The 12941-nt window shown below is 45.7% G+C and carries 15 protein-coding genes and 1 pseudogene; 10 read left to right on the top strand and 6 right to left on the bottom strand.

Annotated elements, in window-relative coordinates; all coding sequences use genetic code 11:
• Positions 1-260 (top strand): hypothetical protein (locus tag MNV_RS20530; protein WP_256999961.1); only part of this gene is annotated, 260 nt, incomplete at its 5' end.
• Positions 261-383: 123 nt separating this feature from the next.
• Entirely contained in the window at positions 384-806 is a 423-nt protein-coding gene (locus tag MNV_RS20525; RefSeq protein ID WP_256999960.1) for a hypothetical protein, read from the top strand.
• A 74-nt stretch (positions 807-880) separates the two neighbouring features.
• Here MNV_RS20525 and MNV_RS21175 read toward each other — a convergent pair.
• The 3 genes and pseudogenes from MNV_RS21175 to MNV_RS18960 form a co-directional block, all read right to left on the bottom strand.
• Positions 881-1279, bottom strand: a pseudogene (locus MNV_RS21175) (choice-of-anchor Q domain-containing protein); the annotation flags it as partial.
• A complete protein-coding gene (locus MNV_RS05475; RefSeq protein WP_096204352.1) occupies positions 1258-2754 on the bottom strand; it encodes a right-handed parallel beta-helix repeat-containing protein in 1497 nt (498 codons plus the stop codon). The gene MNV_RS05475 and the pseudogene MNV_RS21175, both read right to left, overlap by 22 nt.
• 173 nt (positions 2755-2927) lie before the next feature.
• Positions 2928-3119 carry a hypothetical protein gene (locus tag MNV_RS18960; protein ID WP_143311651.1) on the bottom strand — a complete coding sequence of 64 codons (192 nt, stop codon included), beginning with the start codon at positions 3117-3119 and terminating at the stop codon, positions 2928-2930.
• Positions 3120-3195: 76 nt separating this feature from the next.
• Here MNV_RS18960 and MNV_RS05470 point away from each other — a divergent pair, with 76 nt between their 5' ends.
• The 6 genes from MNV_RS05470 (at position 3196) to MNV_RS20520 (ending at position 6251) form a co-directional block, all read left to right on the top strand.
• Positions 3196-4365, top strand: coding sequence for a glycosyl hydrolase family 18 protein (locus MNV_RS05470; RefSeq protein WP_096204351.1), 1170 nt, complete (start codon positions 3196-3198; stop codon positions 4363-4365).
• Between the two features lie 99 nt (positions 4366-4464).
• On the top strand, positions 4465-4869 hold the full coding sequence (locus MNV_RS05465; RefSeq protein WP_096204350.1) for a HEPN domain-containing protein: 405 nt from the start codon (positions 4465-4467) through the stop codon (positions 4867-4869).
• A complete protein-coding gene (locus MNV_RS05460) occupies positions 4862-5311 on the top strand; it encodes a nucleotidyltransferase domain-containing protein (protein ID WP_096204349.1) in 450 nt (149 codons plus the stop codon). Before MNV_RS05465 ends, MNV_RS05460 begins: the two co-directional genes overlap by 8 nt.
• Positions 5312-5474: 163 nt before the next feature.
• On the top strand, positions 5475-5729 hold the full coding sequence (locus MNV_RS05455; RefSeq protein WP_096204348.1) for a hypothetical protein: 255 nt from the start codon (positions 5475-5477) through the stop codon (positions 5727-5729).
• Entirely contained in the window at positions 5701-6069 is a 369-nt protein-coding gene (locus tag MNV_RS21170) for a type II toxin-antitoxin system PemK/MazF family toxin (protein ID WP_394336531.1), read from the top strand. Before MNV_RS05455 ends, MNV_RS21170 begins: the two co-directional genes overlap by 29 nt.
• 59 nt (positions 6070-6128) lie before the next feature.
• Positions 6129-6251 carry a hypothetical protein gene (locus MNV_RS20520; protein WP_256999959.1) on the top strand — a complete coding sequence of 41 codons (123 nt, stop codon included), beginning with the start codon at positions 6129-6131 and terminating at the stop codon, positions 6249-6251.
• Here the strand turns inward: MNV_RS20520 and MNV_RS05445 are convergent, their stop codons facing one another.
• On the bottom strand, positions 6252-7577 hold the full coding sequence (locus MNV_RS05445) for a TldD/PmbA family protein (RefSeq protein ID WP_096204346.1): 1326 nt from the start codon (positions 7575-7577) through the stop codon (positions 6252-6254).
• A gap of 6 nt (positions 7578-7583) precedes the next feature.
• On the bottom strand, positions 7584-9491 hold the full coding sequence (gene lonB, locus MNV_RS05440; protein ID WP_096204345.1) for an ATP-dependent protease LonB: 1908 nt from the start codon (positions 9489-9491) through the stop codon (positions 7584-7586).
• 173 nt (positions 9492-9664) lie between these two features.
• On the opposite strand from lonB, the gene MNV_RS05435 reads away from it, so the two are divergent.
• Positions 9665-10759 (top strand): CBS domain-containing protein, encoded by a 1095-nt coding sequence (locus MNV_RS05435; protein ID WP_096204344.1) that lies wholly within the window; start codon positions 9665-9667, stop codon positions 10757-10759.
• Between the two features lie 2 nt (positions 10760-10761).
• Entirely contained in the window at positions 10762-12033 is a 1272-nt protein-coding gene (locus MNV_RS05430; RefSeq protein ID WP_096204343.1) for a TraB/GumN family protein, read from the top strand.
• A 4-nt stretch (positions 12034-12037) separates the two neighbouring features.
• Here the strand turns inward: MNV_RS05430 and pyrH are convergent, their stop codons facing one another.
• Positions 12038-12715, bottom strand: a complete 678-nt coding sequence (pyrH, locus tag MNV_RS05425) for a UMP kinase (protein ID WP_096204342.1) — start codon at positions 12713-12715, stop codon at positions 12038-12040.
• Positions 12716-12941 lie beyond the last annotated feature (226 nt).

Genomic DNA, 12941 nt, shown 5'->3' with positions numbered 1-12941 from the left:
CAGCTGGAGTTGAAGCCGAAGTCGATATTGTCAATGTTGAAGAATTAGTTGGGTACAAGGATGACGGATTGAACGAACAGGATGCTCCCGCCGGCAGTCCTGAACATGAGAACGATACTGGTTTTGAAGCACCTGATATGAGTGTTGCAGTGGTTACCGTAGATATATTATTGCCTTGCACGACCGAACCATTTGATGGGTTTAAAGACAGGGAAAAGTTAAATGGAACTGGGGTAACGGGAATTACATCTAGCCTGTAAGTTGCATTCCTTGTTATACTCCCACTAGTTCCGCTGACCGTAATAGGATATGTACCTGCCGGGGTCGATGACAGAGTCGAAATTATCAGCGTTGAAGAATTAGTCGGGTATAAGGATGACGGATTGAAGGAGCAGGATGCTCCTGCCGGCAGTCCTGAGCATGAGAACGATACTGGTTTTGAAGCGCCTGATGTAAGTGTTGCAGTAGCTCTCGTAGATATGTTATTGCCTTGCACCACCGAACCGTTTGATGGGCTTAAAGACAGGGAGAAATTAAATGGAACTGAAACTGGAATGACCGTAAGGTTATATTTCGCATTCCTTGTTATGCTCCCGCCTGCTCCGCTAACTGTTATAGAATATGTGCCAGCTGGAGTTGAAGCCGAAGTCGATATCGTCAGTGTTGAAGAATTAGTCGGGTACAAGGAGGACGGATTGAACGAGCAGGATGCTCCCGCCGGCAGTCCTGAACATGAGAACGATACTGGTTTTGAAGCGCCCGATACAATCGTCGCAGTAGCGGTTGTGGATGTGCTTTCACCCTGAGTAACGGAACCGTTTGATGGGTTCAAAGACAAGGAAAAGTTAAATGGAACAGGAGAAGGCACGAACTCATAAGCTCCGATATCATATCCTGCACCCTGGGGTCGGGAATTACCATCGAAATCCACATTTGGAGCATTAAAGGATGAACCGTTATCTATAGCAGGAGATGAACTTTGGAGATGAAAATCATGATTAGCAGCATTAACAAAAATAGGATCGATTCCAACAAGATTATTGAAAAGAGCGCTATTTCCTCCATTATCAGTAATTAAATCACCCCGGGCCTGATTCTGATATGCAATGTTATTCACGATTATAACATTTACAGCATTCGTATCTCCTATTATTATCCCGCCGCCCCAGTCATCTACCAGCCCGTTATTGTACACGGTATTGCTTGAAATAGTTACATCACTTACAGGACCGGTGCTATATGATGCTATAGTTATTCCTATGGCAGCGTTGTTGTACACGATATTGTTGTAGACCCTGACATTCCTGAGACTGCGTCGCTCTCAGCAGCAAGAGCTATTCCCCTCGCCCATTTTATTGTGCCATCATGTATAATATTGTTAAATATTTCAATGTCATGGGCTGTTTTATCCCATGCGTCCACATAAATACCAGCGCTTTCATGCTGGCTTATATCATTATGATGTATCTTTCCGTTGCTTGACCCCTCTTTTGCATTGATACTCTCAAAGTGGTTGTTATAGAGCTTATTGTTCTTTATTTCAAAACCGTCAGCTTTCGTCAGGGTAATTGTCTCATGCGTTTGCTTGCTTAATCCTTGCATAGTCTGGGCATTTGTGACCTCATTCCCATCTATAATAATGTTCCTTCCGTCCTCTACGAATATTGCAGAGGATGAAGTATCAGTAATGTAATTTTTCTCGATTATCATACCGACTGGTAGTTTTGCGGGAGACCCATAATCGCTTGTCGACATGATCCCCATGAACTTGGAGTGTGCAACCCTGAATCCTGAGATCTTCACATAACTTGCGCCGAAGGTGCGAACCAATCCATCCCAATCGGGGACATTTATCCCTGAGCCGTCAATAATTACATTGTCACCGGGATAAGCAGCAAAAGTAATGTAATCATCCGGGCTTCCTGAGTTCTTTATTGTAATTTTCTCGTTGTATGTACCTGCCTTGACGTAAACAGTTTGTCCGGCGACTAAAGTATTTGCTGCTTTTGTGATAGTCAGCCATGGCAATTGTTCTGTACCCGGATTATTATCATTCCCATTTTTAGCAACATAATAGATACTGTCATTTGAGACCTGAGCAGGGGCAGGTTGAGGAGCGGATGCTGGCTCAGGCATGCTGGCTGGTGCAGATTCCCTCAGGCTTAATGATATGTCGTCCACATACCATCCCTCATAATTGTTAAGTTTATCATCCATAGTATCAAATAAAAACCTGAGCCTTATCGTATTCCCCGCATAATCAGAAAGATATATCGACTCTTTATTCCAGGTACTCCGGGCATCGGTTATCTTCAGCAGGTCTGTCCACGGACCATTGTTCACAGAAATCTGAACCAGCTTGGTATCACTGTCCTCACTGTGTTCTGTTCGGTACCAGCTCCAGAAATCAAGAACTGGCTGGCTGTTATCCTGAAGAATTATTTCAGGCGATATCAGGCTTCCTGAGTTTGCCGCCCCTGTATTATAGGTCTTTGTTGCTTCATCCCCATACCAGAAGCTGTGGCCGGGACTATTGTACCTGTTGGTTGTAATATGCCACAAGCCATCGGTTTGCCATCCACCCTGTCCTGATTCTACATCAAAGTAATAGATACTTCCTGTCTCAGACGTTGTATTCAAAGCTGCCACCGACGACAGAGGTATGTTGCTTAAGAACAATACGAGACTGATAAATGCAATTTTTATCAGGTTCATCATTTTAGTATTTATTAAACATTCAAATATTTTTACCATAGTCACCACCCTAGATTTTTTGATATCTAATATATGTAGGCTGTAACCAGTGGCAATACCGACCGCATACCACCCTGCGAGAAGTTCAGTAATACAACATAGGGCCACCGAAGTTACGGAACTAAGCGTTACCTACCCCAGCTTATAATTGTAAGCAAACTAAATAAACCTTTTTATTTTATCCTGCCTCTTGCGAACGAAACGAATATAACGATAAAACAGAGAATTGCAAAAACCATGAATGCTGCTTTTTCGCTTCTTATAGCGTGACAATTCCCGTACCGAGCATTTGCCCTGTTAATCCCATTGTTCCAAGGGTCGAAGAGGCTAACCCATAAATATTTTTCAACAGTACTTTGCGCCATAGGATAACATCCGTCCTTATGCCAACTATAGCCGGCATAATTATAATAGAGCAGATACCAGAAGCAACAGAGGAAAATGATCGGAGACAGGATAAACAAAAACACTTCAAGAGCGATATTGTTATCAGTCATACTTATCTTACTGAATACAACTAATTCGGGAGCTTCTGACAGTAGTTCATCCTCTAAAGTGATATACGCTTTCTGGCCCTACTGGACGGATTTCCAATCATACCAGCCGGACTGGGATATCTTGAATTATGTATCCTATTTTTCTATTGAGGCTAATCCTGATGGAACATTGAATACAAGTAACATTGGAACAAATTATTATAATGTCAGGGATGCAGCCCACGCACATAATGTGAAAGTGACTTTAACTGTTGATTCCTTTAATCCGGATGTGCAGGATTCTATCCTTGCCGGCAACCAGAAGGAGCTGGCAGTAAATATACTGCAAAAAATACAGTATTATGGCGCAGACGGCGTTTCTATAGATTTTGAAGGTATCAGGGATACAAATTCAATTACTAATGAATCAAACAGCATTCTGATGGAGAACTTTATTAGGACTTTATATACCACTCTTAAGAACGCAAACCCCAGCTTTCATATCTCTTTTGCTGTCCAGCACAGCGTTAACAGCGTGTACCGCAACGCCACTTTATCGCAATATGCTGACGCTATGTTCCTCATGGGATACGATTATCACTGGTTAAATGACACCTCGACAGGTGCTGTCTCACCCTTTAATGATACAACTCAACAGGATATTGAAGACTCTGTAAAGATGCTTGAAAAATATTATCCGCCTAATAAGATAATATTGGGCATGCCATTCCACGGTTATGACTGGCCTTCTTCTTCAAGTGAGCCTGGCGCAAGTACCACAGGAGCAGGTACGGCGGTTTATATGAAAAATGCTACTGCAAATGCAAAAATGTATGAAAGGATATGGGATTCCGGCTCTCACACCCCCTGGTATAGATACCAGTCCAATGGCACCTGGCATCAGGTATGGTACGATGATGATGAATCCCTTGGTTTAAAACTCGATTATGCCAGCTCTGAAAATCTTGGAGGTATGGGCTTCTGGGCTCTGGGATACGAAGGTAATAATGCGACCATCTGGAATGTAGTAAGAGAGAAATCTCAAGCGGCTCCGGCAACTCCTGGATTTGAGTCAACGGTTTTTCTGGCAGGATTCTTTTTAAGTTTATGCATAAGATTAATTTCAAAGCGATAGCATCATTAATGTTTATAAGAAATGCGCTGCCTAATATCATGAAACAATTTAAAAATACTTGTGGAAACCCTTTTAACTCTACAAAATCATTTCTATATAATGTTTGATAAAGAAGAATTCGAGCGCTGGATAGCGCAGGCGTCAGATACTTTAAATTCCGCACGTCAGGATTATTCAACAAAAAGCTATAACTGGTGCTGCTTCAAGGCACAACAGGCGGCGGAATATGCTGTTAAAGGGCTCTTAAAGGGACTTGGGGTCTCAGCTTATGGGCATTCCATTGTAAAGCTGCTCAGGGATTTGGAAATATATGGTCTTTCAATACAAACCCTGACATCCTGCGCAAAAACACTGGACAGGCATTATGTGCCGGCACGATATCCAGATGCGTTTACTGAAGGCAGTCCCTTTGAGTTTTATGATGATAAAACTGCGCTTGAGGCGCTAAGTTGTGCTGAAAAGATATGCGATTTTTGCATTGCTAACAGGAAGAAATATGAATGAGGTAATTGATGTTTTGAAGGAGTATTCAAAAGCTGCCTCCTCTAAGCTTGGCAAATTCACAGGCATCCTTTACGGCTCAATGGCAAGGGGAGATTATAACATCTGGAGCGATATTGATTTTCTTGTAATTTCTGATAAGCTTCCAGAGAATCCTTTAAAAAGGCTTGAGTTCCTCTACTCATTGACTGATACGCCAATCGAGGTTAAGGGATACACAAAAAACGAATTTCTTAAAATGATAGAGAAAAGAAATCCTCTTGCGCTTGATGCACTCGTGGAAGGGAAAGTCATCGTGGATGACGGCTTCTGGCAAATTGCTAAAAACAAGTTTGAGGAGATTAAAAAGAAGTACGAGCTTGTAAAAGAGAATAAAAGCTGGATATCTTTAAGTATGCGAAGAAGTTTTTTAAAAGGTCAGGAAAAATTACCATTTACGAGTTGATAGTAAAGGATAACATGGTTTTACCTTCACCCCGCCCCTCCCATCACAGCCTTCCTCACCACCACATGAGGCGCCCCATCGCTCACAGGCACAAGTTCCTTGCTCGCAGGAAATTATAAATTCTCTGTATACAATAAATAAAAATTAGAAAGAGGAAACCAATATGGATGCTACAGTAAAAGCCATAGAAACAACGGGAACGATTGATGCGCAGCACCGGCTTCATTTAGATGAGCCTCTGCCTGTAGCAGGTCCAACAAAGGTTCGTGTCATTATTCTATTGCCTGAAGAGGCAGATATTGATGAAAAGGAGTGGCTCTATGCAGCAGCCAACAATCCGGCTTTTGATTTCCTGAAAGAACCCGAAGAGGATATTTATACATCCGAGGATGGAAGACCATTCTATGACAATCGGTAAGGTAGTCCTTGTCCCTTTCCCTTTTGATGACCTTTCGTCACAAAAAGTACGGCCTGCAGTATGCCTGACCAACCCTATCGGCCCGCATCGCCACGTAATTCTGGCATTTATCACCAGTAGAATAGTAACTGGCAATGACCTACTGGAAACCGATGTTGTATTGGACTCAAGCCACGCGGATTTTATTGTAACTGGTCTGCATGTATCATCTACACTTCGATTGCATCGACTTATGACGGTTACGACAGCACTTATAAGGCGAGAATTGGGAGAGTTAACACCCCGGATGAAGGCTGAAGTGGTTGAGAGGTTACATAAATTATTTGGTTTAAAGAGTTAAACTAGCCAGAAGTTAGCACGATTCTTCCACGACTGATAGAAGCGCGTTCGGTAGAGGACTTGCAGAAAATAATCCACCAGGAATTTGTCCGATGGTTCGGTGCAGATATCGCAGGCTCAAAGGCAAAATATGCCAGGATTGCCCAGGATGTATGGGATGCTTATAAGAAACACATCGTCTAATCACCCCGCCCCTCCCACCATTGCCCTCCTGACCAGCAAATGCGGCGACCCGTCGCTCACAGGCACAAGCTGTCCCGCCTTCCCGCACCGTCCTGAGTTCATCTCGCGGTCGTTCCCGACGGCGACCACATTATTCAATATCTCAAGCGTATGTCCTGACAGGGAAACATCCCGCAGCGGTGTGGTGAGTTCGCCATTCCTGACCATGTACCCGCGCTCGGCATTGAACTGGAACACACCCTCGCCCGGATTGACCTGACCGCCGCGCGAGCCTTTCAGGTATATCCCGTCCTTCAATTCGCTAAGCATCTCATCGAACTTAGTTTCGCCGTCGCCTATGAACGTATTGCTCATCCGGATAACAGGACGGGTATATCCCTGGGCGCGGCTGTTCCTGCTTTCGCCGCCGAAGATGCCTGCAGTCTCGCGTGAGTGGAGATACGACTTCAGCACGCCGTCCCGTATCAACGTCGTCCTTTTCGATTCCGCCCCCTCATCATCAAAAGGGTAATAGCCGAATTCATGAAGGGACGGGTCGTCATACGCCGTAATAAGAGGCGATGCTATCTGCTCGCCTATTTTACCTGCAAGTATGGAATTGCCCTCCATCACGTGGTCGGCTTCAACTGCATGACCGACAGCTTCGTGGATGAACACGCCTGCAAGCTCCTGGTCAAGTATCACAGGGTAAGTGCCGCCTTTTGGCGTTTTTGCAGAAAGCAACTCGATTGCTGTGCTGGCAGCTTTGCGCGCAAGCCCGAAAGCGTCATGTTTTTTAAAAATCTCAAATCCTGATACCCCGAAGCGACTCTCCCTGCCTATCTGGTACATGCCTTCGGACATCGCAACTGCACTGACCGCAAAACCCATCCTGTTCAGGGTATATTCACAATCCAGCCCTTCCGAGCTTGAGTAACTGACCGTAGTAAGGGATTCCGAATAAATAATGCTCGTACTTTTAATCCCATCACTGCGCGCTTCTTTTTCGAGTTCCACAAGTAATTTTACCTTGTCTTGGATAGAAATGTCCCTGGGATTTTCAACGACCTGTGGAAGATTGCGCAGCGTAGGCTTTTCTACAGGTGCAAGCTTTATCTGCGCCCGGTGGCTCCTGTCTCTTGCAGCCTCAGCAAGTTTCCTGGCGGAGGCAAGCGCTTCGTTAAGGTTCTCGGGATTATCCTGAGAGACAAAACCCCATGTCCCTCCGCTGAGGACGCGCACAGCAGCCCCGCTTGAGAAATTGTTAGAGATTTCCCTGATCTCGCCATTATCAAGGATGATGGCTGTGCTGACGCTCTTTATAACACGGGTATCGTAAAAATCCATGTTATCTCACAGGGCTGCAACCGGACGGCTATCGGGTATGGCTATATTTAATTTCGTTCTTGAGGCAAGTTTCTTCAGGGTAGCTATAAGACCTTCCTTATCTACGCCCACGAGGCTGTATTCCAGCACCTCTTCGATATCCGTAACAGGGACGATCTTTATCATATCCTTGAACTCATCCTCGATGAGCACATCTCCGAGGTTCGATTTGGGAATTATCACGGTCTTGATCCCTGCCCGTGCCGCAGCTTCAATCTTGTAAGTGACGCCGCCGACCGGCAGCACATCGCCGCGAACGGAAAGCGAGCCAGTCATCGCAACGCTCTGGTCTATGGGGATTCCCTGGATAGCCGAAAGTACCGCCGTAGCTATGGATATGCTGGCAGAATCGCCTTCTACGCCTTCATAAGTGCCCACGAACTGGATATGGACGTCCATTGCCGATATATCCTTGCCAGTGGTCTTCTTTATTAGCGCGGAGACATTCTGTACCGCTTCCCTTGCTATGCTTTTCAGCATACCGGTGGCTATGATGTGACCTTCAGACCTTGACTGGGTGGGCGTGACCTCTGCTATTATAGGAAGAACTATGCCTGAATCCTCTCCCATCACAGCAAGACCGTTGACCCTGCCTACCTGTGCGCCTTCCTTGACGAACAGCTTGTAATCTTTCCTGCGCTCAAGGCTCTGGTACGCGACCTGCTGCTCAACCGAGCGGGCGATGCTCTTTGCCTTTAATACATGGCTCGCCGTTGTCAGCAGCGCTTTCTCGCCGTGCGCTATATCGCCGGCAACCCGTACAAGCCCTCCAAGGTCGCGGAGTTTAAGGGTAAGGTGCCCTTTCCTTCCTGCCCTGCGCCTGGCTTCGCGAAGGATCTCTTCTACAGCGCTCCGGTCAAAATGCGGTATTTTGCCGTCCCTTAAGACTTCCTGGGCGACGAACCGCACAAGCTTCTGCCTGTTCTCAGCGGTATCTTCGATCGTATCGCTCATGAAAACTTCATAACCGTATCCTTTGATGCGCGACCTCAATGCCGGATGCATGCCCTTGAGGGCATCAAGGTTGCCTGCAGCTATCATAATGAAGTCGCACGGAACGGCATCGGTCTTGACCATTGCGCCGCTTGAACGCTCGGACTGGCCAGTTATTGCGAACTCCTTCTCCTGCAGAGCTGTGAGGAGGTTCTGCTGGGATTCAATACGCAGCGTATTTATCTCATCGATGAACAGGACTCCCTTATGCGCCTTATGGATGGCTCCGCTTTCCACCCTGTCGTGAGCCGGCGTCTCAAGTCCTCCAGACTGGAAGGGGTCGTGGCGGACATCGCCCAGCAGCGCACCGGCGTGGGAGCCCGTGGCATCAATGTAAGGCGCGATATCCTTGCCTGCGTTTGAAACAAGGAGCTTCGGAATGAATATCGTCTCTTTCGGCATGAACTGGCGCATCATTATAGCGATCAATACTGCCGCTATGATGCCCCAGAGAAGCGCTCCCGTATAGAAGGAGTATGCTATGATGCCAAGAACGAGAAGCATGACGAACATGTTCCTCGCCTGTGTCCGTTTTTGCGCCTCAAGCTTGTGGGCGTCGCTTATCTCTTTACCTTTTCCGGCAGGAACAATGCGTATCTTGGGATTATTCGCGTCCTCAGGATTGTGGTATATCAACACATCCTGTAATTCCTCTTTGGGCAGCAGTTCAGCCATAGCTTTTGCCAGCATTGATTTACCGGTACCGGGAGTACCGAGCATCATCACGTGCCTTCGCTGGTTAGCCGCTTTCTTGACAACCTCGACTGCGTGTTCCTGCCCTATGACCTGTTCTATTAACTGTTTTGGAACCTCGATATCCTTGGTCGATGCTATGTCCAACCCCCCAAGAAGATCCTGGTTCTTTAATTCATTTTTTTCCATTGCAATCAACTAGTATTATTAATGAATTATATGTTATTCATCATAACATTATCGCTAATTCAAAGCTGCAATATGCCTTAATAAAAATTGGGTCTTATATCCTTTTCGCAACATTACACAAAATCTATACGTAATATTAACATAAATAGTTATAGTAGCTGTAGAGGTACATCATGAGCACATCAATACAAATAGGGAGATTAATGGGGATTCCGATCAGACTGCATATAACCTTTCTTCTGATTCTACCGGTCTTTGCATGGATATTTGCAAGCAATACGCCGATGTTCGGCTTTGCAGATGTGATGCCAGTCTCGCTCAGGTATGCATTAGCTTTATCTACCGCCATCCTGCTTTTCACCTGCGTATTATTGCATGAGCTCGGTCATTCTTATATAGCCCTGAAACACGGATCCAAGATCCAGAGTATTACTCTTTTCCTGTTCGGCGGGGTTTCGTCGATGGAAGAAATACCCAGGAACCCAAAGGTGGAGTTCAAAATGGCATTTGCAGGACCGGCTGTCAGTCTCCTGATCGGTACGGTGCTTTTAATAATATACGAGCTTTTTAGACCCGCAAGTCTGCCTTCCGACCCTTATCTGCGCCTCATCTGGATTATAGGGTACATTAATATAACCCTGTTCGTTTTCAACATAATCCCGGCATTCCCGATGGACGGCGGCAGGTTGCTCAGGTCATGGCTGGCAGGCAGGATGCCGTATATCAAAGCCACACAGGCTGCGGCAGGCATAGGCAAGATGTTCGCCATACTGATGGGTATTTTCGGGTTCTTAACAGCCGCGATTGGAGGATTCTGGTTCATTCTCATCGCATTCTTTATATACATAGGCGCTTCAGAAGAAGAGAAATCCACAGCCGTCAATGTTATACTTGAAGGCGTGAAAATAAAAGATATCATGTCAGGAGATGTCAAAACAGTGAACTCCGGAATGTCAGTAGAAGAACTCGTAGAGATCATGTTCAGGCTGAAGCATATGGGGTATCCTGTTGTTGATAATGGAGAACTGAACGGCATAGTGACTTTTACTGATGTATTAAAAGTCCCTAAAGAGGAGAGGAAAAACGTTAAAGTTTCACAGATAATGACAAAAGAGCTTATAACCAGCAAAGAAGATGATGATGCTGTAAATGCATTAAAACTTATGGCAACGAACAACATAGGGCGAGTAATAGTTAAAGATGATAAAAAAATTACGGGCATAGTATCCCGAACAGACATTTTGAGGGCTGTCCAATTACTGGAATAAACATGAATAAAGGGAGTTACGCTGCAAGTTGCAATTTCAATTACAGGAACCCGGGCTTATCTTCAGGCTCCAGGGTCATCCTTATCGGAACTGCTCATGTCTCTGAGAAAAGCGTGGCAGAGGTCAATGATGTCATCGACAGGGAAAAGCCGGATATCGTGGCGGTCGAGCTGTGCAAAGGAAGGTACAAAGCCCTGAAAGGGGAAGACGAGGTCAAAGAAATAAATATAAAGGAGATGCTAAGCGGCGGGAAGTTCTACTACTTCCTGTTACACTGGCTTCTGGCTTATGTCCAGAAAAAAATAGGCTCGGATACTGGAGTCAAACCCGGCGCAGAGATGCTGTCAGCCATCGATAAGGCTGAAAAAAGCGGGGCTTGCGTTGCGCTCATCGACCGGGATATCCAGGTCACGCTCGGACGTTTCTGGAATAAGATGTCCATTCTGGAGAAGCTCAGGCTGTTCGGTTCTCTTGTTGCTGCAACACTTGGTTTTGGCACAAAAGACATAGATATGGACACGGTGACACAGGAAGATGTTGTTACCCAGCTCGTTTCGGAATTACGGAAGGTAGCCCCAAGCGCAGCTTCCGTCCTGCTTGATGAAAGGGATATTTTCATGGCGAAAAACCTGGTTGACCTGTCCAGGGAAGGTAAGGTCGTAGCAGTTGTGGGTGCAGGTCACAGGGAAGGCATACAGAGGTATCTTAACGCCCCGGAAACCATACCTGCGGTCGAAGGACTGGATACAGTCCCCAAAAAGCGGTTCAGCTGGTTCAAGGTTGCGACTGTTGCGATCATAGCGATGGTTGTGGGATTAATAGCTCTTCTCCTGTTCCAGGATAAAATTTCTTCAACAGTCCTTCTGACCGCGCTGATGTACCTGTTTATTGTCCAGGGCATACTTTCAGCCGCCGGCGTTCTTATTGCCAGGGGGCACCCCCTGTCAGCCCTTACCGCTTTCAGCCTTGCATGGTTCGGGTTCCTGCATCCTTTTCTGGCTGTAGGATGGCTGGCAGGAATAGTGGAAGCTCATTTCCGTCCTCCGACCACGAATGATCTCAAGACGATAATGAAAGCCGAAACAATGAAAGAATTAATGCAGAACAAACTCTTTCGACTTATACTTGTAGCAGGTCTTGCCAATCTCGGGAGTATGGTCGGTACTTTTGTGGCGATACCGATAATGGTTGATTACCTGAACATCCCCAATCCGCTTGAGATACTTAAAACCGCACTGGATACGGGTTTCAATATGTTAAAGGGCTTACTGTAATAACCTATTCTTTTTCAATCACTGTCCCGTTATGTTTCCCGTTTACAGCGTCCAGGATATTCCGGGGCTTTTCCCCGTTCAGGACTATTGTTTTTATATTGCTGCGCTCTATTATCTTGGCAGCAAGCAGGTCCACAGGCGAGTTTGCCCCGGCAACCATCTGGGTCTTCATGACAATTTCAATAAGCTTCTCTGGAGTCATGGTTTCAAATTTCCTTGCATTTTTATCTTTTTTCGGGTCACTTGTATAAACCCCATCAGTGGACGTGGCATTAATAAGAAGGTCGGCGCCGATATATTCCGCAAGAACAGCAGAAACGGCATCCGTGGTCTGGCCCGGCGCTACCCCGCCCATGACAACTATTTTGCCGGACATGCCCGCTTTTTTTGCCTCATTATAATCCAGGGGAGGCTCGTAGTAAGCGTCATCCCCCAGAGCGGCGATAAGCAGCCTGGCATTGAGACGCGTAACTTCTATGCCTGTTAAATCGCATGTCGCCTCATCCGCGCCAAGTGCCCTGGCCACGCCAATATAATCGCGTGCAGCCTTGCCGCCTCCTGTTACGATAAACAGGATGTTCTTTTTGGATATCTCCTTTAATACAGATGCGTACTCTCTGAACTTTTCCGGGTTCAATTCGCGCGCAAGTACCGACCCGCCTACAGATACTACGATTATCATGACCTTCAGTAAGGTTCTCTAATAATATTATCTTTCTTATCAAACAGATACTATTTACCCAACTTTACCCCTGCTTATAGGACAACAATAATCAAAAATGCGTTTTTTATGGATGCATAGGCTGTTTTTTGTTTTAATCTCCAGAAATCAATTTTAATGGTTGTTGTCATATAACTATGACAACAAAAAATTTATGTAAGTATCGAATAATAGCAAGAAACGCACA

The sequence above is a fragment of the Candidatus Methanoperedens nitratireducens genome, from assembly GCF_900196725.1.
GTDB lineage: Archaea > Halobacteriota > Methanosarcinia > Methanosarcinales > Methanoperedenaceae > Methanoperedens > Methanoperedens nitroreducens_A.
The sequence above is the reverse complement of the archived record's forward strand: the minus strand, read 5'-3'. Positions and strand labels throughout refer to the sequence as shown.

Bases quoted from the DNA above. Each gene is read 5' to 3' on its own strand.
- pyrH (WP_096204342.1), bottom strand. From the start codon at position 12,715: ATGATAATCGTAGTATCTGTAGGCGGGTCGGTACTTGCGCGCGAATTG.
- MNV_RS05430 (WP_096204343.1), top strand. From the start codon at position 10,762: ATGAATAAAGGGAGTTACGCTGCAAGTTGCAATTTCAATTACAGGAAC.
- MNV_RS05435 (WP_096204344.1), top strand. From the start codon at position 9,665: ATGAGCACATCAATACAAATAGGGAGATTAATGGGGATTCCGATCAGA.
- MNV_RS05475 (WP_096204352.1), bottom strand. From the start codon at position 2,754: ATGGTAAAAATATTTGAATGTTTAATAAATACTAAAATGATGAACCTG.
- MNV_RS05445 (WP_096204346.1), bottom strand. From the start codon at position 7,577: ATGGATTTTTACGATACCCGTGTTATAAAGAGCGTCAGCACAGCCATC.
- MNV_RS21170 (WP_394336531.1), top strand. From the start codon at position 5,701: ATGGAAGACCATTCTATGACAATCGGTAAGGTAGTCCTTGTCCCTTTC.
- MNV_RS05465 (WP_096204350.1), top strand. From the start codon at position 4,465: ATGTTTGATAAAGAAGAATTCGAGCGCTGGATAGCGCAGGCGTCAGAT.
- MNV_RS18960 (WP_143311651.1), bottom strand. From the start codon at position 3,119: ATGGCGCAAAGTACTGTTGAAAAATATTTATGGGTTAGCCTCTTCGAC.
- MNV_RS05460 (WP_096204349.1), top strand. From the start codon at position 4,862: ATGAATGAGGTAATTGATGTTTTGAAGGAGTATTCAAAAGCTGCCTCC.
- MNV_RS05470 (WP_096204351.1), top strand. From the start codon at position 3,196: ATGATCGGAGACAGGATAAACAAAAACACTTCAAGAGCGATATTGTTA.
- lonB (WP_096204345.1), bottom strand. From the start codon at position 9,491: ATGGAAAAAAATGAATTAAAGAACCAGGATCTTCTTGGGGGGTTGGAC.
- MNV_RS05455 (WP_096204348.1), top strand. From the start codon at position 5,475: ATGGATGCTACAGTAAAAGCCATAGAAACAACGGGAACGATTGATGCG.